29 protein-coding genes are annotated in these 25,044 nt (G+C 47.9%); 24 read left to right on the top strand and 5 right to left on the bottom strand.

The window, feature by feature from the left end:
* Positions 1–23: 23 nt before the first annotated feature.
* The 9 genes from pgsA to argD all read left to right on the top strand — a co-directional run bounded on the left by pgsA (position 24) and on the right by argD (position 8,193).
* Entirely contained in the window at positions 24–614 is a 591-nt protein-coding gene (gene pgsA / locus T472_RS03010) for a CDP-diacylglycerol--glycerol-3-phosphate 3-phosphatidyltransferase (protein ID WP_023383249.1), read from the top strand.
* A 186-nt stretch (positions 615–800) separates the two neighbouring features.
* Positions 801–1,049: a GlsB/YeaQ/YmgE family stress response membrane protein gene (locus T472_RS03005; protein ID WP_023383248.1), complete on the top strand. Its 249-nt coding sequence runs from the start codon at positions 801–803 to the stop codon at positions 1,047–1,049.
* A 245-nt stretch (positions 1,050–1,294) separates the two neighbouring features.
* Positions 1,295–2,140, top strand: a complete 846-nt coding sequence (locus T472_RS03000) for a transporter substrate-binding domain-containing protein (RefSeq protein ID WP_023383247.1) — start codon at positions 1,295–1,297, stop codon at positions 2,138–2,140.
* A 103-nt stretch (positions 2,141–2,243) separates the two neighbouring features.
* Positions 2,244–2,900: an amino acid ABC transporter permease gene (locus tag T472_RS02995; RefSeq protein WP_023383246.1), complete on the top strand. Its 657-nt coding sequence runs from the start codon at positions 2,244–2,246 to the stop codon at positions 2,898–2,900.
* A complete protein-coding gene (locus T472_RS02990; protein WP_023863306.1) occupies positions 2,887–3,609 on the top strand; it encodes an amino acid ABC transporter ATP-binding protein in 723 nt (240 codons plus the stop codon). The genes T472_RS02995 and T472_RS02990 overlap by 14 nt, the downstream gene beginning before the upstream one ends.
* 397 nt (positions 3,610–4,006) lie before the next feature.
* A complete protein-coding gene (gene argC / locus T472_RS02985; RefSeq protein WP_023389032.1) occupies positions 4,007–5,044 on the top strand; it encodes an N-acetyl-gamma-glutamyl-phosphate reductase in 1,038 nt (345 codons plus the stop codon).
* Positions 5,045–5,066: 22 nt separating this feature from the next.
* Positions 5,067–6,284, top strand: a complete 1,218-nt coding sequence (gene argJ, locus T472_RS02980; protein ID WP_023389031.1) for a bifunctional ornithine acetyltransferase/N-acetylglutamate synthase — start codon at positions 5,067–5,069, stop codon at positions 6,282–6,284.
* Between the two features lie 11 nt (positions 6,285–6,295).
* Entirely contained in the window at positions 6,296–7,057 is a 762-nt protein-coding gene (gene argB / locus T472_RS02975; RefSeq protein WP_023389030.1) for an acetylglutamate kinase, read from the top strand.
* Complete coding sequence (gene argD / locus T472_RS02970; protein ID WP_023389029.1) at positions 7,057–8,193, top strand: acetylornithine transaminase; 1,137 nt, start codon at positions 7,057–7,059, stop codon at positions 8,191–8,193. The genes argB and argD overlap by 1 nt, the downstream gene beginning before the upstream one ends.
* Before the next feature lie 78 nt (positions 8,194–8,271).
* Here argD and T472_RS02965 read toward each other — a convergent pair whose 3' ends face one another.
* Genes T472_RS02965 through T472_RS02950 form a run of 4 tightly spaced genes read right to left on the bottom strand, consistent with a single transcriptional unit; the run spans position 8,272 to position 10,379 of the window.
* On the bottom strand, positions 8,272–8,994 hold the full coding sequence (locus tag T472_RS02965; protein WP_023389028.1) for an HAD family hydrolase: 723 nt from the start codon (positions 8,992–8,994) through the stop codon (positions 8,272–8,274).
* On the bottom strand, positions 8,994–9,179 hold the full coding sequence (locus T472_RS02960) for a hypothetical protein (RefSeq protein WP_023389027.1): 186 nt from the start codon (positions 9,177–9,179) through the stop codon (positions 8,994–8,996). The genes T472_RS02965 and T472_RS02960 overlap by 1 nt, the downstream gene beginning before the upstream one ends.
* Entirely contained in the window at positions 9,176–9,619 is a 444-nt protein-coding gene (locus tag T472_RS02955; protein WP_023389026.1) for a threonine/serine exporter family protein, read from the bottom strand. Before T472_RS02955 ends, T472_RS02960 begins: the two co-directional genes overlap by 4 nt.
* 10 nt (positions 9,620–9,629) lie before the next feature.
* Positions 9,630–10,379, bottom strand: coding sequence for a threonine/serine exporter family protein (locus tag T472_RS02950; protein ID WP_023389025.1), 750 nt, complete (start codon positions 10,377–10,379; stop codon positions 9,630–9,632).
* Positions 10,380–10,691: 312 nt separating this feature from the next.
* Here T472_RS02950 and glyA point away from each other — a divergent pair, with 312 nt between their 5' ends.
* The 15 genes from glyA (at position 10,692) to T472_RS02870 (ending at position 24,375) form a co-directional block, all read left to right on the top strand.
* Positions 10,692–11,930 carry a serine hydroxymethyltransferase gene (gene glyA, locus T472_RS02945; RefSeq protein WP_023389024.1) on the top strand — a complete coding sequence of 413 codons (1,239 nt, stop codon included), beginning with the start codon at positions 10,692–10,694 and terminating at the stop codon, positions 11,928–11,930.
* A gap of 209 nt (positions 11,931–12,139) precedes the next feature.
* On the top strand, positions 12,140–12,922 hold the full coding sequence (gene sufC, locus T472_RS02940) for a Fe-S cluster assembly ATPase SufC (RefSeq protein WP_023389023.1): 783 nt from the start codon (positions 12,140–12,142) through the stop codon (positions 12,920–12,922).
* Positions 12,895–14,304 carry a Fe-S cluster assembly protein SufB gene (sufB, locus tag T472_RS02935; protein WP_023389022.1) on the top strand — a complete coding sequence of 470 codons (1,410 nt, stop codon included), beginning with the start codon at positions 12,895–12,897 and terminating at the stop codon, positions 14,302–14,304. Before sufC ends, sufB begins: the two co-directional genes overlap by 28 nt.
* A 15-nt stretch (positions 14,305–14,319) precedes the next feature.
* A complete protein-coding gene (gene sufD, locus T472_RS02930) occupies positions 14,320–15,393 on the top strand; it encodes a Fe-S cluster assembly protein SufD (RefSeq protein WP_023389021.1) in 1,074 nt (357 codons plus the stop codon).
* 3 nt (positions 15,394–15,396) lie between these two features.
* A complete protein-coding gene (locus T472_RS02925) occupies positions 15,397–16,614 on the top strand; it encodes a cysteine desulfurase (RefSeq protein ID WP_023389020.1) in 1,218 nt (405 codons plus the stop codon).
* Positions 16,604–17,032, top strand: a complete 429-nt coding sequence (sufU, locus tag T472_RS02920; protein WP_023389019.1) for a Fe-S cluster assembly sulfur transfer protein SufU — start codon at positions 16,604–16,606, stop codon at positions 17,030–17,032. Before T472_RS02925 ends, sufU begins: the two co-directional genes overlap by 11 nt.
* A 143-nt stretch (positions 17,033–17,175) precedes the next feature.
* On the top strand, positions 17,176–17,685 hold the full coding sequence (locus T472_RS02915) for a flavin reductase family protein (protein ID WP_023389018.1): 510 nt from the start codon (positions 17,176–17,178) through the stop codon (positions 17,683–17,685).
* Positions 17,666–18,472 carry a PHP domain-containing protein gene (locus tag T472_RS02910; protein WP_023389017.1) on the top strand — a complete coding sequence of 269 codons (807 nt, stop codon included), beginning with the start codon at positions 17,666–17,668 and terminating at the stop codon, positions 18,470–18,472. Before T472_RS02915 ends, T472_RS02910 begins: the two co-directional genes overlap by 20 nt.
* A 4-nt stretch (positions 18,473–18,476) precedes the next feature.
* Positions 18,477–18,929, top strand: coding sequence for a MarR family winged helix-turn-helix transcriptional regulator (locus T472_RS02905; protein ID WP_023389016.1), 453 nt, complete (start codon positions 18,477–18,479; stop codon positions 18,927–18,929).
* A 19-nt stretch (positions 18,930–18,948) separates the two neighbouring features.
* Positions 18,949–19,560 carry a histidine phosphatase family protein gene (locus tag T472_RS02900; protein WP_023389015.1) on the top strand — a complete coding sequence of 204 codons (612 nt, stop codon included), beginning with the start codon at positions 18,949–18,951 and terminating at the stop codon, positions 19,558–19,560.
* A gap of 265 nt (positions 19,561–19,825) precedes the next feature.
* Positions 19,826–20,989 (top strand): ABC transporter substrate-binding protein, encoded by a 1,164-nt coding sequence (locus tag T472_RS02890; RefSeq protein WP_023389013.1) that lies wholly within the window; start codon positions 19,826–19,828, stop codon positions 20,987–20,989.
* Between the two features lie 24 nt (positions 20,990–21,013).
* Positions 21,014–21,889, top strand: a complete 876-nt coding sequence (locus T472_RS02885) for a branched-chain amino acid ABC transporter permease (protein ID WP_023389012.1) — start codon at positions 21,014–21,016, stop codon at positions 21,887–21,889.
* Between the two features lies 1 nt (position 21,890).
* Positions 21,891–22,880, top strand: coding sequence for a branched-chain amino acid ABC transporter permease (locus T472_RS02880; protein ID WP_023389011.1), 990 nt, complete (start codon positions 21,891–21,893; stop codon positions 22,878–22,880).
* 15 nt (positions 22,881–22,895) lie between these two features.
* Positions 22,896–23,678, top strand: a complete 783-nt coding sequence (locus tag T472_RS02875) for an ABC transporter ATP-binding protein (RefSeq protein ID WP_023863305.1) — start codon at positions 22,896–22,898, stop codon at positions 23,676–23,678.
* Positions 23,671–24,375, top strand: coding sequence for an ABC transporter ATP-binding protein (locus tag T472_RS02870; protein WP_023387767.1), 705 nt, complete (start codon positions 23,671–23,673; stop codon positions 24,373–24,375). The genes T472_RS02875 and T472_RS02870 overlap by 8 nt, the downstream gene beginning before the upstream one ends.
* Positions 24,376–24,447: 72 nt before the next feature.
* Here the strand turns inward: T472_RS02870 and T472_RS02865 are convergent, their stop codons facing one another.
* Positions 24,448–24,759, bottom strand: coding sequence for a hypothetical protein (locus T472_RS02865; protein ID WP_023387768.1), 312 nt, complete (start codon positions 24,757–24,759; stop codon positions 24,448–24,450).
* Positions 24,760–25,044: the final 285 nt, after the last annotated feature.

Raw genomic sequence — 25,044 nt, 5'->3', positions numbered from 1 at the left:
ACCCGAACGGATGGAGATGTTTTATGAATTTACCAAACAAGATAACGGTATTCAGGATGGTACTCGTGCCTTTTTTCCTGCTACTGGTTGCCGTTGATGCGATACCGTTCAACTTTACAATAGCTGCGGTAATTTTCATCGTAGCTTCTATTACCGACCACATTGACGGTCATCTTGCAAGAAAATACAACCTTGTCACAGACTTCGGGAAGCTTATGGATCCTCTCGCTGACAAGATACTTGTCACATCCGCGCTAATCGCGCTCGTTGAGTTCGGTGAGATCAGCACATGGATGGTGGTCGTCATAATCGCGAGGGAATTTGCAGTATCTGGACTCAGGTCCATAGCCGCAGGGGATGGCAAGGTCATCGCCGCGAGCTTCTGGGGAAAGGTGAAGACTACAACCCAGATGATAGCAATCATAGGATTCCTCCTGAAGCTTATCGGGGAAAGGGAAGAATACATGATGAAGGTATTTGAAGCGATGCCCTTCCTTGACGGATTCTTCGGCATAGTGCCGATGGCAGCTATGTATCTTGCGGTCTTCTTTACGCTCATGTCGGGGGTCGACTATTTCGTAAAGGGATGGAAGTACATAGATTCCAATAAATAAAGAATCGTGAGATGTTACCATTTTGAGAAAAACCGTCTTCCTTTTTACAAAAAGAAGAACAAAGAGATAACATTGGCTGAATAATGCCCAGGCTTTGTTGACTTCAAGCCCCTTTGGAAATAAGATTCAGGTATGGGAATATCCTGATAAGATATTTGAATATGTTAAATCTAAAGGAGAATCGATATGGATATATTAAGCTGGATAGTAGTTGGCGGACTTGCGGGCTGGATTGCCAGCAAATTCACCGGAAGGGACAGGAGCATGGGAATCGGTGCCAACATACTTGTCGGTATCGGTGGTGCCATCATAGGCGGATGGATCGCAAGATTCCTGAACCTGTCAGGACCTACCGGCATAAACCTCTGGAGCATAGCGGTTTCTGTTGTTGGAGCGATAATACTGATCACAATACTCAAGATGCTTAAGAAATGAATCGAGGACAGCCTGAATGCCCGAAAGGTCTGAAGGCTGTCCTTCCTTGTTATTTCATGCAATTCGCCGGGATTTACGTCTTCTTCTGCAGAAGTATGATGGTTTGTAAAATCATTAAAATTATTTCTTCTTTATAAGTAGATTGGCAAAATTTAAGCGGGATTATTGATATGCATACTATTGAATAATTATTTAATGTGACGTATAATTACTTGGTAAAACATGAAATCTGGGAGGAATAGAATATGAAGAAGAGCATAAAGAGGCTTGTGGCAGCATCAGTTGCAGCCATGGCGATATTCGCAGCTGGCTGCGGAAGCAAGACAACACCAACAACCGCTCCAACTACAGCGCCATCGGAAACTGTTGCCATGTCACCGTCTATGAAGAAGATCAAGGAAAGCGGAAAGCTCATACTTGGAACCAGCGCTGACTACCCACCGTTCGAGTTCCACAAGTCAATAAATGGCAAGGATACGATAGTAGGCTTCGATATCGAGATAGCCAAGGAGATCGCAAAGGATCTTGGAGTTACGCTTGAGATCAAAGACCTGAAGTTTGATGGACTTCTTGCTGCACTTGACCAGGGTACGGTGGACATCGTAATCGCGGGACTTACACCTACTGAAGATAGGGCCAAGAGCGTAGATTTCTCAATCCAGTATTATTCAGCGGACCAGTCAGTTGTAATAAGGGAATCCGACAAAGGCACCCTTACGACAGCCGAGTCGCTTAAAGGAAAGACCATAGCAGTACAGAAGGGTTCTGTGCAGGAAGAGGCTGCCAAGACTGTTGAAGGAGCAACAATCCTTTCACTGGGCAAGATCTCTGACCTGATACTCGCGCTCAAGTCCAAAAGGGCTGATGCGGCTATAATAGAGGCTCCTGTAGCGGAATCAAACGTCAAGGAAAATGCTGACCTTATTATTTCAACCATCACAGTCAAGAAGGATCCGGAAGGAAAGGTTGCTGCATTAAAGAAAGGCTCAGCTGATCTTGTAGCAGAAGTCAACAAGACACTTGAAAGGATCATCGCCGACAAGACCCTTGAGGGATTTATAATTGAAGCCAATAAGCTTGCTGATGAATAAGCCATTTTTATGGTAAAATGATAATGGGAATGTTAGGTGACTGATGCCGCCTAACATTTTTTCAATACACGGTTAAAATGCCGTCAGACTGGAGGAATATCCATTGGATTTTAGTTTCATGTCCGAATACTACCAGTTTTACATTGAAGGTGCCAAGATCACAGTAACTCTCGCATTTTTCACTGTCATTGTAGGATTCATCTTCGGACTTCTGCTTGCTCTTCTCAAGCTTTCGAAGAACAAGCTTCTGAATTTCATAGCAACCGCATACATTGAGTTCATCAGAGGAACTCCGCTGCTCGTCCAGCTGTATATTGTGTTCTATGGTCTTCCGCATCTCGGGATATCCTTTCCCGGACTTACTGCGGGAATAATCGCACTTTCAGTCAACAGTGCGGCATATACCGCCGAAATCATCAGGGCAGGAATACAGGCTGTTGACAAGGGCCAGATGGAAGCGGCAAGGTCCATTGGAATGGGAAAGACCATGTCCATGAGGTATATAATAATACCACAGGCAGTCAAGAATATTCTGCCTGCACTCGGCAACGAGTTCATAACGATAATAAAGGAATCGTCCATAGCATCCATAATTGGTATCAATGAGCTTATGTTCAACGCCGATACCATAAGGGGAAATACATACAAGCCGTTCGAACCGCTTATTGTGGTAGCTGTGGTCTACTTCATTCTGACATTCAGCCTGTCCAAGCTGATGGGCTACTTCGAGAGGAGGATGAGCACAGATGATCGAGGTTAAGGGACTGAGAAAGAGCTTCGGAAAACTGGAAGTCCTGAAGGGAATAGACCTTTCCATCGGGAAAGGCCAGGTCGTTGTTGTCATAGGCCCTTCGGGCTCGGGTAAGAGCACGCTGCTCCGGTGCCTGAACAGGCTTGAAGAACCGACAGGCGGAGAGATCATATTCGAAGGGATATCAATAACGGATAAGAAGACTGACATAGACAAGATACGGCAGAAAATGGGAATGGTATTCCAGCAGTTCAACCTGTTCCCGCACCTGAGCGTCCTTGAGAACATAACAATAGGCCCGAGGAAGCTCAAGGGGCTTTCTCAGGCTGAAGCTGAAAAGGAGGCATATGTCCTTCTTGACAGGGTAGGGCTCAGGGACAAGGCGAACACATACCCGGGGCAGCTTTCAGGCGGACAGAAGCAGAGGATCGCAATCGCCAGGTCACTTGCAATGGGTCCGGATGTAATGCTGTTCGACGAGCCTACATCAGCGCTCGACCCTGAGATGGTCGGTGAGGTTCTTGATGTAATGAGGGAGCTTGCCTTCGACGGGATGACCATGGTAGTTGTAACCCATGAGATGGGTTTTGCCAAGGAGATTGCTGACAGGGTGCTCTTCATGGATGAGGGTGTGGTACTTGAGGATGACTCGCCGGACAAACTTTTCATGAATCCGAAACATCCCAGGACAAAGGATTTCTTATCAAAGGTACTTTAAAATATTTTGCAGTCTGCAGGCTAAATGCCTGCATTTTGCATTTTTATTATGAATAACTATTTAAAACAATAGTATAAATATGCATAAATTCGTGGTTCGGGAAAGCGCGTTCTTCCGCAAGTGGCCAAATGACGGGAATCTCAGGCTAAGTCAGGTTCCGCGGCACTTCATTGGAATATTCAACATTTTGAATCGCATGCTCCCGGCGGCTTCATTGACACGCCTTGAGGAGCCATATCCTGCAAGGGTTCGCAGAGGTTTTCCAGCTGACTTTTTTATATATACAAAAGGGTGAGATAGGGATAAAATAAAATAAACGATAAAAATGCAATTGACATTATAAGTATTCATACTATAATTGCAATTAGCATAAATTTTCATGATGGGAGTGAAGACAATGAAAGTAGCCCTGGTCGGAGCGACCGGATACGGCGGTGTGGAACTTATAAGGCTTCTGCACAATCATCCTGTATTCGAGCTCAATGCCATCTATTCTCATTCCAAGGGGGGAGAATCCATAAGAAGCTATTATCCGCACCTTTCAGGAGCTGTGGAGCTTATCATGGACGATATCGACCCGGAGAAGATAAAGGCCAAATCTGACCTTGTTTTCCTTGCTGTGCCTGCAGGCATATCAAGGGACTGGTCGAAGAAGCTAAGGGATGCAGGACTGAAGGTCGTTGACCTTTCAGGGGACTTCAGGCTTGAGGATGTCGAGGATTACAGGAAATGGTACAAGAAGGATCCGATAGCGAAAGAAGAGCTTGAAGGCGTGGTTTTCGGACTCGCTGACATAGTGAAGGATGAAATAAGGAATGCAGCCTTCATCTCAAATCCGGGATGCTACCCGACAGCGTCGGTGCTTGGACTGTATCCTCTCGCAAAGAACAAGATGATCGTCAGGAACAGCATAGTGATAGACGCAAAATCCGGAGTTACCGGAGCTGGAAGAGGGGCATCAGTTGCCAACCTTTTCTCAGAGATCGATGAAAACCTCAAGATATACAAGGTAAACACACATCAGCATACTCCTGAGATCGAGCAGCAGCTGAACAGATGGGATCCGGAGATAGGGATGATAACCTTCGAGACCCACCTTATCCCTATGAACAGAGGGATCATGGCAACGGAGTACGTTGACCTTAAGTCGCCAATAACCGCGGAGGAGCTCCACAAGCTCTATATGGACACTTACAAGGACGTCAAGTTCGTCAGGGTAAGGCCGCTTGGAGAGTTCCCATCCACGAAGGAAGTGCAGGGTTCGAACTACTGTGACATCGGTGTCTCTGTGAATGAGAGGACCGGCAAGGCCGTAATAGTGTCAGTTATTGACAATCTCGTCAAGGGAGCCGCAGGGCAGGCGATACAGAACGCGAACATCTGGACAGGGCTCGATGAGGCGGAAGGCTTGGACCTGCTGCCGATGTATCCATAAAAGAGTGAAGGAGAGTTTTTAGATGAAATACAACATAAAGCACCTCAAGGAAGGTTCCGTTACAAGCGCAAAGGGCTTCATGGCAGATGGTGTCCACGTAGGCCTAAGGTACAACAAGAAGGATGTCGGAATGATCTATTCCGAGGTTCCTGCAGTTGCAGCAGCGGTATATACGCTGAACAAGTTCATAGCTGCACCCAACATAGTTACAAAGGAAAGCGTTAATGCTGAGAGGACACTTCAGGCAGTCGTAGTCAACAGCGCCTGTGCCAACGCATGTACAGGAAAGCGCGGAATGGACGATGCAGTCATCATGAGAAGGCTCGCAGCAGAAAAGTATGACATCCCCGAGCACTATGTGGGAGTTGCTTCAACTGGAGTAATCGGCGAATTCCTCAACATGGAAAAGATAGCCAAGGGAATAAGGGAAGTTGCGCCTGAGGCTACCACAGAAGGTGCGAAGTCCTTCGAGAAGGCAATAATGACCACTGACCTCATTGAGAAATACACCGGCTATGAGGCTGAGATAGACGGAGTCAAGGTAACCATCGGCGGATGCTGCAAGGGCTCGGGAATGATCCACCCCAACATGGCTACCATGCTCGGATTCATAACCACCGACGCCAATGTGGACAAGGATGCTCTACAGAGGGCATTCTCAAAGATAACAGACATTTCCTTCAACCAGATAACCGTAGACGGTGAGACATCGACCAATGACATGGTCCTTCTCATGGCAAACGGAATGGCGGGAAACAATCTCCTCAGTGAAGATCATCCGCAGTGGGATGTATTCTACACCATGCTGAGGAAGACCTCAGAGGACCTGGCCAAGTCAATAGCCAAGGATGGAGAAGGGGCTACAAAGCTTATCGAGGTCAAGGTCAAGGGAGCTAAGAATGATGCTGATGCAAGGGCCATAAGCAAGAAGATCGTCGGCTCTAGCCTTGTAAAGACAGCGGTTTATGGAAATGACGCCAACTGGGGAAGGATAGTATCCGCTGCAGGTCATTCGACAGCTGACATCGACCCTTCCAAGGTCGATGTCATACTCGGTGACCAGTACATGCTGAAGAACAGCGAGGTACAGCCCTTCGACGAGGAGGCTGCAAAGGAATACCTGAAGAGCGATACGGTATATATCGAGGTCAACTTCCACCTGGGAAAAGGCGAAGCCACTGCCTGGGGATGCGACCTGACATACAAGTACATTGAAATCAACGCAAGCTACAGGTCATAGGAGGCATCGGGATGGGAACAGTTGTACTCAAGTGCGGCGGCAGCGTCGCGGACGAACTGGGGGCAGGCTTCTTCCAGAGCATCAAGGAGCTTCTTGCTTCAGGATTCAAGGTCCTTCTTGTGCATGGCGGAGGGCCTGACATAACCTCATATCTCAAGGAGAAGGGAATAGAGACGAAATTCGTGGACGGACTTAGGTTCACTGATGATGAAGTCCTTTCTGCAGTGGAGGTAATGCTCGCAGGCAAGACCAACAGGCAGATAGTAAAGCTTCTTAAGGCTAACGGCATACCTGCCATAGGTATACAGGGACCGGACAGCTGCTTCAGGGCTGAGCTTATCGACAGGGACAGATATGGACTTGTCGGTGCAATGACAGGGGCTGAGACAGGTGTGCTCATGCACCTTCTCGACCTTGGTCTCGTACCGGTTGTTACGCCTCTTGCAGAGGGGCCGACAGGAGAGCACCTTAATGTCAACGCAGACAGTGCAGCGGCCTACGCTGCAATAGCTCTGAAGGCTGAAGAGCTGCTTTTCGTGACCAACGTCAAGGGCATAATGAAGGATGGTGTCGTTCTCGAAAGCACGACAAAATCTGATATAGACAGCATGATCGAAGACGGGACCATATATGGCGGAATGATCCCCAAGGTAAAGGGAGCCCTGAACGCTCTTGAGAGCGGAATCGGTGCGGTAAGGATCGTGTCCGGTCAGGATGCGGTGTGGAGCAGCGGCAGCTTCTCCGGAACAGCAATCAAGAAGGAGGAGATGTAATGTCCTATCTATATCCGACCTACGCAAGGTATTCTATAAGGCCCAAAGAAGGCAAGGGGTCTTACATAATAACAGAGGACGGGGAGAAATACCTCGACTACATAGCAGGCATAGCAGTCCTCAACCTGGGTCACAGGCCTGATAACGTTGAGGAAGCTGTGATCAATCAGGTGAAGACACTCTGGCACATGTCGAACCTTTTCCCAAGCGACCTTCAGGAAAGGGTTGCAAAGAGGCTCACTGATGCATCACACTTCACAAGGGCTTTCTTCTGCAACAGCGGAGCTGAAGCAAACGAGGCTGCAATAAAGCTCTCAAGGAAGTTCACAGGAAGGAGCAAGTTCATAACCTTCAAGCAGAGCTTCCACGGAAGGACCTTTGCGACAATGTCCGCAACAGGACAGGACAAGATAAAGAAAGGCTATGGAGAAATGCTCGGAACCTTCGTGCACATTCCATACAACCAGCCTGAGATACTCAAGGACTACATCGATGAAGAGACAGCAGGAGTGATAGTCGAGACTGTGCAGGGAGAAGGCGGCATCCTTGTAGCCAAGGATGAGTTCCTCAAGGAAATCGAGAGGCTCTGCAGGGAAAAGGGAGCGATGTTCATAGTTGATGATGTCCAGGCCGGGATCGGCAGGACAGGCAAAGCATTCAGCTTCCAGAACTATGATGTCAAACCGGACCTTGTCACACTTGCAAAGGGTCTCGGCAACGGGTTGCCGGTAGGAGCCCTGCTCGGTGATGAAAGGTTCCTGGAGGTCTTCGGACCAGGAACACACGGAACCACATTCGGCGGCAACTACATAGCGATGGCATCAGCAGAAGAGGTACTGAAGACAATATTCCAGGAGGATTTCCTGAAGTCAGTTGCTGAAAAGGGAGAATATCTCATGGGTAGGCTCCGTGAAGTCCTGAAGGACAGCAAGGAAGTCGTTGAAGTAAGAGGCAAAGGCCTTCTTATCGGAATAGAGATCAACACCCCGGTAGCGGACAAGATAGCAAGGATCCATGAGAACAGGCTCCTTGTGCTTCCTGCAGGAACTGCAGTCGTAAGGATACTCCCTCCTCTGAACACAACATATGAGGAGATGGATGAGGCCATAGAGAAGATCAGGAAGTCATTCGATTAGGATAGGTGAAGATATGAGCAGGAGCCCCATGCGAAAAGCATGAGGCTCCCTTTTTTTGTATCCATTCCTGACCGATGGTCATATCTGCCTGATTGAATTTTTTATGAATCCAAGGAAATCAGCCGATGTTCCCCTGAAGTCGGGCTCAGGGCCCTTGATATCCCCAGGAACCATGTTGTCTGTGACCAGATATGTCTTCATACCTAATGCTTTTGGTACCATATCCTCAAGCTCGTCATTTCCGACCATAAGGCATTCCCCTGCAGACTTTCCTAAAGCCTCAAGGATCTCCTCGTAGTATTCGAGGTTAGGCTTGCAGTAGTGGCTGTTATCAAAATTTGTTATGAGCTGGAAATCCTCCCTTGAAAGTCCCGCCCACTCGATCCTGCGAAGCACTGCAGCTTCAGGGAAAACCGGATTCGTTGCGATGGCAAGGGTGTATCCATTTTCCTTCAGTATGGAAACGGCCTCCCTCATGGAATCTGAAGAATATGTCGATTCCTTCACATGCTCGAAGTTCCCGCCATAGTATTCCATGAAGCGCCTTTCGTATTCCGAAACCTGGTCGTGCCCGACCCTTTTGCCCATCTCATCCATGAATACATCACGGTTTGTCCGGCTGCTCTTGTCCTTTACCATTTCAAGGGTGCATTCCCATACCAGTCCGCCAAGCTTCCTTGGATCCATCAGGTCGGAAAACTCTCCCGAGAGTCCCTTGAAATACAGCTCCTGGAACTTCTCAAGGTCCATCGGCAGCAGTGTTCCGTCAAGGTCAAAAAGTATCGTTGTCAAACCGTCCATCATTTTTCTCCTTCGTTACTGTACTCGTATATTATAAGTGCTGTTTCTGTGCTTCCGCTTTTGCTGCGCCTTATTTCTATGATGTCGTCCCTGCCGATCTTATATTGCTTCAGGGCTTTCTCGACCTGTTCATCAAGGTTAGATTCTTTTCCTGTTGCATGTACCAGCTTCGTCCTTCTTGTCATTTTATTGCCCCCCTCGTCGACTGGTAATAAGTGTATGCACGGCTCCCTGTGAAGACAAGGAGGATCCCTATGGAAAGGGCGCCTGCATTGTTCATGGTGTTGATAAGGCTTGAGGCTGCCCCGGAATAGTTGCCGGAGAGTGATTCAAGCATGGTATTGTAAAGACCGCTTCCGGGGACCAGTGGAATGAGTGCTGCCGTCACGAAGCTTGTGACCGGTGTCCTCATTTTCCTTGCCATTATCTCGCCAAACAGCGTAAGGGCTACAGCACCCAGGAGGAAGCTTGTGCTCTCGGTCTGGGTCATTTCAAGGCAGTATGAGTATACTATCCAGCCTATGCCTCCGCCGATAGATGCTGTGACTGCCTTCCTGGGCTCCAGATTGAATATGACGGCGAAGCCCAGTGTGGAGAAGAATGCGTATATGAACTGTAGTAACATGATTCACCGCCTATCTGAAAATAAGGAGACCGAGTCCCGTTCCTACTGCTATCCCGAGTGCAGTAAGTGCGGCTTCGACGAACCTTGCAAGGCCTGAGACATAATCTCCGAAGAGCGTATCCCTTATGGCGTTGGTTATGGCTATGCCTGGCACGAGCAGCATTATGGACCCGAGAAGGACCGTATCGAAGTCGCTTCCGAAGCCGAGGGTCATAAGCCCGTATGAGGCGGCAGAGACGAATGCTCCTGCAAGGATGTTAATGAATATGCCATTAAGCTTGTATGACCTCGAATAGTGCTGTATGAGCCTTGCTCCAGGGGCTACCAGCGCAGCTGCGAAGCCGCTTGCCATGTTTCCGCCGTAAAGCATGGTGAAGCCCGACGCAAGGACCGCTGAGAACAGAAGCTGCATCGGGAGGGAGTATTCCCTGATGTCCTCGATCCTTGCGAGCTCAGTCGAAAGCTCATCAAGTGACACGGGGTTCTCTGCGATGCTCCTTGAAAGTGCATTGACATGGTGCACCTTCTCAAGGTTCGTTGACAGCCTTTTGACCCTGGTGATGAGTGAGACTATCTCGCCGCCCGGTCCGATTATGGATACCATTATCCCTGTGGGCGTGACGAAGCTCTCTGAAAGTCCAACATCATAAGAGTCAAGGATCTTGATTATGGTCTCCTCGACCCTGTATGTCTCACCGCCGCTTTCGAGTATGATCTGACCAGCCCTGGAGGCCAGCCTTATTAGCCTGTTATAGTCCATATGACACCTGCCATCTGTGATTTTCCTAAATACCATTTTAGCACAGCATCTGACAGGTTTGCACATAATAGAGAAATGTGGCATTCACCATTTACAAGGAAAGCGATTATTCCAGAGATTACAAAAGCAAATCTCCCGATATTCATGAATTGAGTGGTGATACCCGTTTTGGTAGATTGAGAAAATAAATTTGCTTTTTAGCGTGAAAAAGCGTGGAAAAGGCGATAATGACGAATATTAAATCAATTTTTTGATTGATTGAACGTAATACTGAGATTATAATGATAAGTATCATAAACTAGGGGGTACGTCATGAAAAGTTTTTATCTGAAAGATGCCGATCCTGAAATTTACTCATATATCGAAGAGGAAGAGGACAGGCAGGAGCACAACATAGAACTCATCGCATCGGAGAACTTCGTTGCCGAGGCAGTAATGGAGGCTATGGGAACAGCGCTTACAAACAAGTATGCCGAAGGATATCCAGGAAAGAGATATTACGGAGGCTGTGAAATAGTCGATAAGGTTGAGACGCTGGCGATCGAAAGGATGAAGACCCTTTTCGGTGCGGAGCATGCCAACGTGCAGCCTCACTCAGGCTCCCAGGCTAATATGGCCGTATACATGGCGATGCTTCAGCCTGGCGACAAGATACTCGGAATGAACCTTTCACATGGCGGACACCTGACTCACGGAAGCCCGGTGAACTTCTCAGGAAAGCTCTACAACTTCATATCCTACGGGGTGTCGAAGGATACTGAGACCATCGACTACGACGCTCTCAGGGAGCAGGCGATAGCCGAGAAGCCTAGGATGATAGTTGCAGGAGCCTCAGCATATTCTAGGGTCATTGACTTCGAGAAGATGGCTGACATATGCAAGGAGGTCGGTGCCTACTTCATGGTGGACATGGCCCACATAGCAGGTCTCATAGCTACTGGTGCACATCCGAGCCCGGTACCGTATGCCGACTTCGTCACTACGACCACCCATAAGACACTGAGAGGACCAAGAGGAGGAGCCATACTCTGCAAGGCACAGTACGCCAAGGACATCGACAAGACGGTGTTCCCCGGTATGCAGGGTGGACCGCTCGAGCATGTCATCGCTGCAAAGGCAGTTTGCTTCAAGCTTGCCATGGAGGATTCCTTCAGGGAGTACATAGACCTTCTTGTCAGGAACTCGAAGTCGCTTGCTGATGCGATGATGAAGAGGGGATTCAGGATCGTATCAGGCGGTACAGACAACCACCTTATACTCGTAGACCTCACCAACAAGGAGATCACTGGCAAGGAATGCGAGAAGCTTCTTGATACCATAGGGATAACCACCAACAAGAATACCATTCCTTTCGAGACGAAGAGCCCGTTCATAACAAGCGGAGTGAGGATGGGAACTGCAGCTGTCACAACCAGGGGCTTCCAGCCTGAGGACATGGACAAGATAGCAGAATTCATAGACTATGCTGTAAACCACAGGGACGACGACCTGTCTGAAGTGAAGCAGAATGTCAGGGACCTGTGTGCAAAGTATCCCCTTTACAAGAAATAGGCAGCAGATAAAAAAATACATGCCAATCGTTAAAATGTAAACAAATAGTAAAACATATGAGGCTCTGCAGCTTTCGGCTATGCAGAGCTTTTATTTCGGGTCTGTGGCATCAAAAAATGGCAGGAGTTAGGTTGACGCATAATTGATTAAATAGTAGAATTGAGACATGTGAAATCAGATAAAAATGGTCGGATTAAAGGAGAATTGGAATGTCAGAGATATTAAGAATTACTGATCTCAAGGCAAGTGTCGATGAAAAGGAAATACTTAAGGGTCTTGACCTTGTCGTTGAAAAGGGTAAGGTCCATGTCATCATGGGTCCTAACGGGGCAGGAAAATCAACACTCGCGGGAGTTGTGATGGGAAACCCAAGGTATCAGGTGACTCAGGGCAAGATAGATTTTGAAGGCGAAGAGATAACGGAAATGCCTGTCAACGAGAGGGCTGTAAAGGGAATATTCCTTTCTTTCCAGGCACCTCAGGAAATACCTGGAATAACTGTTGAGAACTTCCTGAGGACTGCAAAGGCCCAGGTTACCGGAGAAGCGGTAAAGGCCATTGCCTTCAAGAAGGAGCTTTATGCGAAGATGAAGGAGCTTGACATGGACAAGGCCTATGCGTCAAGGTACCTTAACCAGGGCTTCTCCGGCGGAGAGAAGAAAAAGAACGAGATACTCCAGATGTCCGTGCTCAATCCCAAGCTTGCCATCCTTGACGAGACGGATTCAGGGCTTGACGTTGACGCAGTAAGGGTAGTATCAGAAGGAGTCAACAGGTTCAAGAACAGCGAGAACTCTGTCCTTGTGATAACACACCATAACAAGATGCTTGAATACCTCCAGCCAGACGTGGTCCATATCATGGTTGACGGAAGGATCGTAGCGACAGGTGACATTAGCCTCGCCCATGAGATAGAGGAGTTCGGCTTTGACAGGTACAAGCAGGCCGAGAAGGGGGAGTCGGAATGGAAAAAAGAAGTAAAACTAATATAGACGACCTCGACAGGGGCATATATGACGTAAAGAACGAATTCACATACAGCTACAAGTCTGAAGCGGGACTTACGGAAGACATAATCAGGGAAATATCTGCGAAGAAGAACGAACCGGACTGGATGCTCCAGTTCAGGCTCAAGTCCCTTGAGATATACAACAAGCTTGAGGTTCCGCCCTGGGGTCCGGACATTTCGGATCTCAATGTTGACAACATAGTCACATATGTAAAACCTAATGTGGACCTCCAGTCCAGCTGGGAGGAGGTTCCCGACGACATAAAGAAGACCTTCGACCTATTAGGGATTCCTGAGGCGGAGAAGAAGTCACTGGCCGGAGTCGGAGCCCAGTATGACTCAGAGGTGGTTTACCATTCAATCAAGGAAGAACTGGTAGCTCAGGGAGTTGTCTATACGGACTTCGAAAGTGCCTTGAGGGACTACGAGGACATAGTGAAGAAATACTTCATGACACTCATACCTCCGACTGACCACAAGTTCGCAGCCCTTCATGGTGCTGTATGGTCAGGAGGATCCTTCGTGTACGTACCTGAAGGTGTAAGGGTGGATATCCCCCTCCAGTCATATTTCAGGCTGAACGCTCCTGGCTCAGGCCAGTTCGAGCATACGCTGATAATAGTTGAGAAGGGCGCTCACTGCCATTTCATCGAAGGCTGCTCTGCACCGAAGTACTCGGTGAACAACCTGCATGCAGGTGCTGTCGAACTGTTCGTCAAGGAGGGTGCATACCTCAGGTATTCAACCATCGAGAACTGGTCGAAGAACATGTACAACCTCAACACCAAAAGGTCGCTTGTTGACAAGAACGGTACAATAGAATGGGTATCCGGATCCTTCGGCTCAAAGGTCTCAATGCTCTATCCAATGAGCATATTAAGGGGTGAAGGTGCAAAATGCGAATTCACCGGAGTCACCTTCGCAGGCAAGGGCCAGACACTTGATACAGGTGCAAAGGTAGTCCATGCGGCGCCTAACACGACATCAAACATAAACTCGAAATCCATATCAAAGTCCGGCGGAAACGCTGTATACAGGGGACTTCTCAGGGTTGCTCCCAATGCCTATGGCGTAAAGTCCACGGTATCCTGCGAGTCCCTGATGCTTGACTCGATATCAAGCTCAGACACAATACCTGTTATCGACATAGAGAATGACGACATAGATATCGGACACGAGGCTAAGATCGGAAGGATATCCGAGGAAGCCATATTCTACCTGATGAGCAGAGGCATATCCGAGGCTGAAGCCAAGGCCATGATAGTAAGGGGCTTTGTTGAACCGATCTCCAAGGAGCTTCCTCTGGAATACGCCGTGGAGATGAATAACCTTATAACACTTGAGCTTGAAGGTGCGATAGGATAGGAGGGAGAACTTAGAATGAGCGCAATGAAAGAAACATACAACGTACTCCCGAGGATTTCCTTCAGGTGGGTAAAGGCAAACCAGCTTGAACTGGACAGCCTTGAAGTGGATACTTCTGTTCCATACGCATACGGTGCGATAAAGACTACGCTTGATGTCGAGGACCTTAAGGGCCGCGACCTTGACATGCCCGAGCACTTCAAGGGTGTAAATGGAAACATGCTGGCTCTTGCCGACAAGAACAGCAACGCCGGACTTTACATGGAGGTCGAGGAGAACATGTCTGCAAGCGTGGTACTTACCCACAGGCTGCACGCAAAGAATCCAGTCCTCGTTGAAAAGAATGTAATAGTCCTTAAGAAGGGCTCAAAGCTTGACCTTGTCATGGACTACAGCTCTGATGATACTGCTACGTTCTCTGACATACTTAACAAGATCGAGGTGGGCGAAGGCGCTGAACTCAACATAATAAAGGTACAGAGGCTGAATTCCATTTCCAGACATCTTGAATCAAGGTTCTCGAAGGTCGCTGAAAAAGGTAAGGTAAACTTCATATCAGTTGAAATAGGCGGAAAAGAGGCTGTCGTGAACTACATGACAGACCTGTCCGGAGATGAATCGGAAGGATACGTCAAGAATGTATACCTTGGTTTCGGCGAGAGGATACTTGACCTTTCACACCACATGAACCATATCGGAAAGAAGACAGTATCCGACATGATGTTCAAGGGAGCGCTGAAGGATAACTCGAAGAAGGTATTCAGAGGGACCCTTGACTTCAAGAGAGGCTCAACACATTCTCAGGGAAACGAGGAGGAGTTTACGATACTCCTTAGCCCCAAGGTAAAGTCATTTGCCATCCCGCTCCTTCTCTGCAAGGAGGATGATGTCATAGGAAACCATGCTGCAAGCGCAGGACAGATCGATGAAGACAAGCTGTTCTACATAATGTCCAGGGGCTTTTCCGAGGATGAGGCGAAGAAGATGATAGTTGAATCCTATATACGTCCTATTGTGGACCTGATTCCGGTTGAAGAAATAAGAGAGCTTGTCCTCGAAGCGGTGGACAGGGAGATAAGGGGAGAATAGGCTATGAACGTTCGTGAAGATTTCCCGATCCTTGACCTGACAGTAAACGGAAAGAAGCTCGTATACTTCGACAATGCTGCCACAACACAGAGGCCACTTTCCGTCATAGAGGCTGTAAGGAAGTACGACCTTGAGCAGAACGGGAATCCCCACAGGGGATCACATTATCTCAGCATAAAGGCAACGGAGGTATATGAGGGTACCAGGGAGAAGGTGAAGTCATTCATCGGGGCGAAGAGCTCAGATGAGGTCATATTCACCAGGAACACCACTGAGTCCATAAACCTCGTGGCCTACAGCTATGGGATGGAGAATCTCAAGGCTGGAGACAAGATCATCATAACCATAGCCGAGCACCACTCGAACCTTGTGCCCTGGCAGCAGGTGGCAAAGGTGACTGGATCAACACTTCACTACATGTATGTGGATAAGGAAGGCCGGCTGCCTTCATCAGAGCTTGATAAGATAGATGCTGACACGAAGATCGTAGCATGCACGCATATGTCGAATGTCCTTGGAACCATAATGCCTGTGAAGGCAATAATAGACAGGGCCCATTCGGTTGGTGCCGTTGCAGTCATAGACGGAGCACAGTCAGTCCCTCACATGAAGGTAAGCGTAACTGAGCTTGATGCAGACTTCTTCGCGTTCTCCGGACATAAGCTCCTTTCCCAGCTTGGGATAGGTGTGCTATATGGAAAGAAAGAGCTGCTGAAATCAATGAAGCCTTTCCTTTTCGGCGGAGACATGATCGAGTATGTGCATGAGCAGGAAACGTCATTCAACGAGCTGCCCTACAAGTTCGAAGCAGGAACACAGAATGTTGAGGGCGCTGCGTCCCTGTCGGCGGCCATAGACTATATCAATGGCTTGGGCTTTGATAAGATTGCGGAGCAGGAGATGCTTCTTACGGAGCATGCCCTTGAAGGCATGAAGAAGCTGCCGTACATAAACATTGTGGGGCCAAGGGACCTTTCTGAAAGGGGAGCTGTAATAAGCTTCACCGTGGAGGGCGTACATCCACACGATGTGGCGACCATCCTTGACAGCTATGGCATAGCTGTAAGGGCAGGGCACCACTGTGCCCAGCCACTCATGAGGTACCTGGGAATCCAGGCGTCCAACAGGGCATCCTTCTGCTTCTACAACACCATTGACGAGGTAGACTATTTCCTCGGAAAACTCGGAGAGATAAGGAGGTGGATGGGATATGGAGCTTAACAGCCTTTATACCGAGCTCATACTTGAGCACAATTCAGACAAGAGGAACAAGCGCATGCTTGAGGTCTTCACCAATGAAGAGAGAGGCCACAATCCAAGCTGCGGAGATGAGATAACTATCCAGGCTGAAATCGCTGACGGATACCTCAAGGACATCGGATATTCCGGTCATGGCTGCGCTATCAGCCAGGCTTCGGCATCCATGATGATCGACCTTCTGAAGGGAAAGAAGGTGGACGAGGCCCTTGAGACCATAGAGGTCTTCCTCGGAATGATCAAGAGGGAGATTTCTGATATGGATTACCTTGAGGAGACGCTTGAGGATGCATTCGCACTCCAAAATATCTCGAACATGCCTGCAAGGGTGAAGTGCGCCGTGCTTGCATGGCATACACTCAAGGAAGCTGTAAACAAGTGATTAATTCGGCGCAGGCTTATGTCTGCGCTATTTTTTAACAATAAGCATGAAATTTTAGCAATATATTGACAATTGTCAAATTACAAAATTGCTTTTGTATGATAAGCTATAATCAGCATATATTTTAGAATCGGAGGTTGACCATGGCAGTAGAATTTATAAGATACCTGGACAAAAGCTTGAAGTACCTTCACAGGCAGGGAGCATTCCTTACGGTCAAAGGCAAAGGTGCCGTGAATGTGACTACCATAAGCTGGGGAAACATTGGCTTTGAATGGGGAAGACCCATATTCACGATACTTATAAGGAAATCAAGGTATGCCCATGAGCTTCTGCAGGAAACAGACGAGTTCACGGTGTCAATACCTACTACACCTTCAATGAAGAAGGCGCTGCAAGTTTGCGGATCCAAGACTGGCAGGAAGACAGACAAGTTCAAGGAAGCTGGGATATCCCAGTATCCGAGCAAGAACCTTGCTACTCCTGTAGTGAAGGAATCCGACATATTCTACGAGTGCAAGATAGTATACAGGCATAAGATAGATCCCGAGATCCTAGGCGGGGACATAGACAAGACCTCCTACCTTGACGGTGACTATCATGAGATATTCTATGGAGAGATAATCGGAGCGTATGGCAAGGATGCTCTATAAGGATATTTACTTCGACACGCACTGCCATACGGAGTTCTCCTTCGATTCCAGCATGAGTATAGAAGGTGCAATGGCAAAGGCCGCTTCTCTTGGCATAGGGCTGGTCACGACAGAGCATGTAGACCTCAACAACATGGATGTGGGAGGCTTCGAGATCAATTTCGACATTGACAGCTATTTCAGGGAATATGCAGGGAAGAGAGGGGAGACCCTCCTTCTTGGCATTGAAACCGGAATTGACATGGAGAATATCGAAAAAAACAGGTGGATGGTTGAAGACCATCCATTCGACATGGTGATCGGCTCCATGCACTCAATGAAGCACCTTGATGTTTCAAGGCCATCTGATTTCAGGGAGATGACTGCAGCTGAGTTCTACAGGGATTATCTCAAGGAGACAGCAAGGACCGTGGCTGCAAACCCGTTCATCGATACGCTCGCCCATCTTGACTATCCAAGCAGGTACCTGAGGCTTTCACCCAGGAACGTAAGGTATAATGATGCGAAGATGGAGTTCGATGAGCTTTTTGATGTTCTCGTTTCTAACGACATAACGCTTGAACTGAACCTAAGGAGACCTCTTCAGGGAGATGTACTTGAAAGCCTTCGAAGCATACTTGAAGGCTACAGGAGCTGCGGAGGAAGGTTTGTGACTCTTGGCTCCGATGCACACAATACAGACCAGATCGGTGCGAATTTCAGGGAGGGGCTTGTACTTCTGAAGGAGACAGGGCTCGCACCCTGCACATATCAGGAAAGGACCAGGATTCTTTATTCTGGCTGGTAGGGTTATGAATAATTCGAAGCAGGTACTCAATGAACTGCTTGTAGACCTGTTCAACAACATACTTAGGATAGAGGAGAAGGCTCTCCAGGATATCGAGGGGCATGACCTGTCGGTAACTGAGATGCATACCCTTGAGGCGATTGGAACCGAAGGTGAAAGGTCCATGTCCGAGGCTGCCAAGAAGCTCAACATAACCGTGGGCACCCTTACCACTGCGGTCGCAAAGCTCATGGCTAAAGGCTATGTAGAGAGGCGAAGGACTGAAGAGGACAAGAGGGTGGTGCTTGTAAAGCTCACTGAAAAGGGAAGGATCGCAAACTCAGTCCATGAAAGGTTCCATGAGGAGATGATCAAGGCTACCCTTGAGCACCTTGACACGGACGAGGAAGAGATACTCAGGAAGTCCCTTGAGAAGCTTACTGTCTTCTTCAAGGAGAAGTATGAGTACAAGGGGTAAATAAATTTGAGGGTGGAATATGGAGATCCTATTTGTAAGACACGGTGAGACTGAAGCCAACAGGACCAATCTCTTCTATGGCAGGCTTGACTACGGGCTGACCCAAACTGGCCGCGAGCAGGCTAAAAAGGCTGGTAACCTCGTAAGGATGATGAGCTTCGCACCTGACAGGATAGTCGTATCAGGCCTCAGAAGGACACATGAGACCCTTGAAGCAATGGGATTCCCAATGGAAGATGCAGAAATAGAACCAAGGCTTGACGAACGGAGCCTGGGAGTCCTTGAGGGATTGACCTTTCCGGAGATCACAGAGAGGTATCCTGACCTGTTTGAAAGGTGGGACAGCGACTGGCTGGATTTTGCGCCAGACGGAGGAGAAAGCCAAAGGGAGTTCTCAGGAAGGGTGAGGGATTACCTTGAAGAGCTAAGGTCGGAGGACCACAGGCCTGGAAAGGTCCTGGTCGCAACCCATGGAGGTACCATTAAGACTATAATCTCCATAATATTGGGTGATGTCTCGTACCGTTTCAACCAGATCGAGATATATAACTGCTCAATACTGAGGGTGAGGCTTACCAGGGACGGCTTCAAGGTGGATGCCCTGTACAACGTGGTTGATTTTGAATTATAATGAGAAAAGGCATCAGGAACCTATGTATGATTCCTGGTGTCTTTTCATTTTTGCCGGCGATTGACAAAAAATATGAATTAATCACAGGTATCGTTTACAAATTTGACATAAATAGCAAACCGATAAACACTGTTTTGCTCTCATTTGATATCGTCATTTTTTATATGGCTTTTCTTCGATAATGTTAATAGGAAATTAATTTTACTATTGATATTGCTTTTTCAAACTGGTATATTAAAGCTATTATTTCAAGGAAGGTGACAAAATGAAGAAAAGATTATTTGCAATATTTACTGTTGCAGCTCTTTCAACAGCTCTTCTCGCGGCATGTGGAGAGAAGACGGCAGCTACCCCTACAACTGCACCTGCGGTGAAGGAATTCACCATAGGCGGAATAGGACCTCTTACCGGAGGAGCAGCTACCTACGGACAGTCCGTAAAGGAAGGCGTAGAGCTCTATGTCAAGGAAGTCAATGCCAAGGGCGGAATCGACGGAAAGACCGTAAAGGTAATCTTCGAGGATGACCAGGCAGACGGAACAAACGCAAGCAACGCATTCAACAAGCTTGTCGAGAACGACAAGGTCGTAGGAATAGTAGGAGCGGTCACTTCAGGTGCGGCTCTTGCAACAGGCCCTAAGGGAACACAGTCAAAGATACCTATGGTATCCCCGAGTGCAACTGAGCCTACAGTAACCAAGGTAGGCGGAGACTACATGTTCAGGGTATGCTTCATCGATTCATACCAGGGAGTTGCTCTCGCCAACTACAGCGTAGACACCCTCAAGAGCACAAAGGCAGCAGTGCTTTACAATGTGGGATCAGACTACTCAAAGGGTATAGCAGATGCCTTCAAGTCGAACTATGAGTCAAAGGGCGGAAAGGTCGCTGAGTTCCTCACATACAATGACGGCGACAAGGACTTCAGTGCACAGCTTACAAAGATAGCTGCAGCAGGAGTAGACGTACTCGTTCTTCCTGACTACTACACGACAGTTGGTCTTATAGCTAAGCAGGCTAGGAATTCAGGAATTGATGCACAGCTTCTTGGCGGAGACGGCTGGGAGTCAGCAGAGCTCTTCACAATCGGCGGAGCCGCGGTTGAAGGTGCAAGATTTGTAACACATTACTTCTCAGGCGATGAAGCGGCAGTTGTTGCTAACTTCGTAAAGCAGTTCGAGGCAGAATACAAGAAGGCTCCGGACACATTCTCAGCTCTTGGATATGATGCGGCGAAGGTTCTTCTTTCAGCTATCGATGCAGCAGACTCACTTGACGGAGCAGCCATACAGGCAGCACTTCTCAAGACGAATGTTGAAGCCGTAACAGGAACTCTCACATTCGACGCAGACAGGACCGCTGTCAAAGGTGCTGTCATAGTTGAGGTTGAGGACGGAAAGCTCAAGCTCGTAGACAAGGTCAACCCTTAAGGGTTACAACCAGGGAGGCATAAAATGCAGTTTTTTCAACAGCTAATCAACGGCTTGTCGATCGGAAGTATTTATGCTCTTCTGGCATTAGGTTACACAATGGTTTATGGGATCATAGGTCTCATCAATTTCGCCCACGGCGATATTTACATGGTTGGAGCAATGGCTGGATTCTACGCCTCTAAGGCGTATAATCTGCCATTTTTTCCGACTTTAGCAATAGCCATGCTGGCATCTGGTGCTTTAGGAGTATTGATTGAGAGAGTTGCTTACAGACCTCTTAGAAAATCACCAAGGATCACGCTTCTCATATCCGCTATCGGAGTCAGTCTTCTCCTTGAGAACGGTATGAGGTATATAGTCGGACCGTCACCAAAGTCATTCCCGGAGCTAATTCCGGTGCACAAGTATGACTTGGGACTTTTTCAGGTTACAAACATCCAGCTTCTTACCTTCGGGATATCCATCCTTCTCGTCGTGCTCCTGCAGTACATAGTATTCAGGACCAAGATGGGCAAGGCCATGAGAGCCGTCTCGTATGACATGGAGGCTGCACAGCTTATGGGAATAAGCGTAAACAAGACCATTTCCTTCACGTTCTTCCTGGGATCGATCCTGGCTGGAGCTGCTGGCATAATGGTTGCCTTAAGCTGGACAAGCATTGACCCTTACATGGGAATGATGCCAGGTCTAAAGGCCTTCGTTTCTGCGGTTCTAGGCGGTATAGGAATAATTCCGGGTGCGCTTATAGGCGGAGTCTTCATAGGCATTGCCGAGACCCTCACCAAGGCATATATCTCAACAAGCCTTTCAGACGCAATCGCTTTCTCCATACTTATCATTGTGCTTCTCGTAAAGCCTACGGGAATACTTGGTAAAGTAGAAAGTGAGAAGGTATAGCATGGACAGGATTAAGAAGATGCCAAAGAAGAACCTTGAGATGGCTTTGAAGGTCGTACTTATAATAGTGCTTTATGTTGTTCTGATCAGCCTCAGGAATGCAGGCATGATCAACAGGTACTATGCGGGTATAATCAACCTCAGCCTTATCAACATAATACTTGCGCTTTCCCTGAACCTCATAACAGGCTTCACGGGACAGCTTTCACTCGGACATGCAGGGTTCATGTCGATAGGTGCCTATGGCTCCGCTGTTCTTACAGCAAAGTTTGACATTCCCTTCATTCCTGCCCTCATCGTAGGCGGAATACTTGCGGCTGCAATATCGCTGCTGATCGGTATCCCTACACTGAAGCTCAGGGGTGACTACTTTGCCATAACCACACTTGGTTTCGGTGAGATAATAAGGGTTGTCCTCGTCAACATCAACTATGTCGGCGGACCGAGGGGCTTTACCGGGATACCTCTTGAAACCAACTTCACACTGACTTTCCTGGTGACTGTCCTTGTAGCCATGGGCATAAGGAACATCATCAAGTCCGCTCCCGGAAGGGCCATGCTCTCTGTAAGGGAAAATGAGATTGCGGCAGAAGCCATGGGAGTTGACACAACGAAATTCAAGATACAGTCCTTCATGATTGCGGCTTTCATCGCCGGAGTCGGCGGAGCTCTGTACGCTCACTATATCGGATACCTCAAGCCTGAGGTCTTCAGCTTCACGAGGTCTATTGAGATACTGACATATGCGGTCCTTGGAGGACTTGGATCCATAACTGGAAGCATATTCGGTGCAATATTCCTTACGTTCCTTCCTGAGCTTCTGAGGAGCGTCAGCGACCTCAGGATGATCATCTATTCAACCTCGCTCATTGTCCTCATGATCTTCAGGCCTCAGGGCCTCATGGGATCCAAGGAGCTTTCCCTGAACATATTCAGGAACAGCTTCAAGGGACTTGGCAGGAAGAAAGATGACAAAGACCACATATCTTAGAAAGGGGGATGAATCATGCTTAATGTTGAAAATGTCACCATGAAGTTCGGCGGTCTAAGCGCTGTTTCGCAGCTGACTCTCGATATCGGCAAGAATGAAGTGGTGGGCTTGATCGGTCCCAACGGAGCAGGCAAGACTACGGTATTCAATATGCTTACTGGAATATACACTCCTACTGAGGGAGAGATCAAATATAACGACAAGGTCATAAACGGGATAAAGCCCCATAAGATATCATCCATGGGGATCGCCAGGACCTTCCAGAACATAAGGCTTTTCTCAAGCCTCACTGTAGGGGACAACGTAAGGATCTCACACACCAACAAGACGGACTACAACCTGGCTGAGGCATTGCTCAGGCTCCCGAGGTTCTTCAAGGCTGAAGCCGCTCTCGATGAGAAGGTACACAGCCTGCTTGCTCTCTTCAATCTCTATGAAAAGAGGGAGGAGAAGGCAAGGAACCTTTCATACGGGGAACAGAGAAGGCTTGAGATAGTGAGGGCACTGGCAACAGACCCGAAGCTTCTTCTGCTTGATGAGCCCGCAGCAGGAATGAACCCTGCCGAGACCCATGACCTCATGAACCTTATTGGAAGGCTTAGGGATGAGTTCGATGTGTCCATACTACTCATAGAGCACGACATGAAGCTCGTCATGGGTATCTGTGACAGGATAAACGTCCTAAACTTCGGTAAGAAGATCGCCAGCGGCAATCCTTACGAGATAAGGAACAACGAGGAAGTAATAAAGGCCTACCTTGGAGAAAAGGGCGGAGAAGGGACGGCTAAGAATGCTTAAGATTGAAAACCTGAACGTATACTACGGAGTGATACACGCACTGAAGGACATCTCCATAGAGGTCCAGGAGGGCGAGATAATCTCCCTCATAGGCGCCAACGGCGCCGGCAAGAGCTCGACACTCAGGGCGATATCATCGCTCGCTGAGGTAAAGAGCGGAACCATAACCTACAAGGGCGAAGACATAACGAAGAAGAAGGCGGAGCTTATTCCTTCAATGGGACTTGTACAGGTTCCTGAGGGCAGGAAGATTTTCGCCAACCTCACGGTATTTGAGAACCTTGAGCTTGGAGCCTTCACAAGGAAGGACAAGGAGAACCTGAAGGGTGACTACGAGATGGTCTTCCAGAAGTTCCCTATCCTAAGGGAAAGACAGAAGCAGAAGGCCGGTACCCTCTCCGGAGGAGAGCAGCAGATGCTTGCAATAGGAAGGGCCCTTATGTCCAGACCTTCAATGCTCCTTCTTGACGAACCGTCGATGGGACTTGCTCCACTCATAGTACAGAAGATATTCGATACTATTGTCGAGATAAACAAGTCAGGAACCACAATCCTTCTTGTCGAGCAGAACGCCAACATGGCACTATCTATTTCAAACAGGGCCTATATCCTTGAAACAGGAAAGATAGTCAAGTCAGGCGACGCCAAAGAGCTCATGAACGACCCGGCTGTAAAGGCTGCATACCTGGGCGAATAGACAGGCAGAATAAGATCAATATTGTGAAATAGAATGGACCGGCAATCGCCGGTCCATGTTTTTAATGAAATATTACGACTTCTTCTCTCTCTCTTCCTTGAGCTTCCGTAGATGCTCTTCCTGCCTGGCGATTTCCTCATCAAGGTCGTTTATGTTTCCCGAAGTCTTGAACTTTTCATTTTCAAGCTCTTTGACTATCTCCCTTACTGATTCCTCAGGGTTTCCCGATTCAGCACCTTTCTTGTTTCGCTTCCTTATGTTTAGCCTGCTCTTTCCCTTTGAAGGGGGACCGAACACCATATATACCGATGTGACCGCTGAAAAATATATGGCGAGCCCTATGGCCAATGCCACTATGAATTCCTGTGTGATCTGAAATTTCATGAAGAGCCCTCCTTCCTGATAACAAGCGTATCTTCTCCTCGAATTATACCATACGACCGCGTGGATGTAATAGGATTAGACCTGTGAATGATATTCGGATAGCAATGGATATAAGGATAGATAAGATAATATTTATCGGCTAACGTAGATTCTACTCCCAATATTTGTCAAGAATACTTAATTATAAAGTATGGAGGTCAGTCATATTTGGTTATTAAGAATATGAAAATAATTATACTTAAATTAAATAATATTATATAAAAAATGGCTCAATCACAAATTCTG

Origin of the sequence: Youngiibacter fragilis 232.1, assembly GCF_000495435.3 — a bacterium.
Lineage (GTDB): Bacteria > Bacillota > Clostridia > Clostridiales > Clostridiaceae > Youngiibacter > Youngiibacter fragilis.
This window is presented reverse-complemented; position numbering and strand designations above follow the sequence as displayed.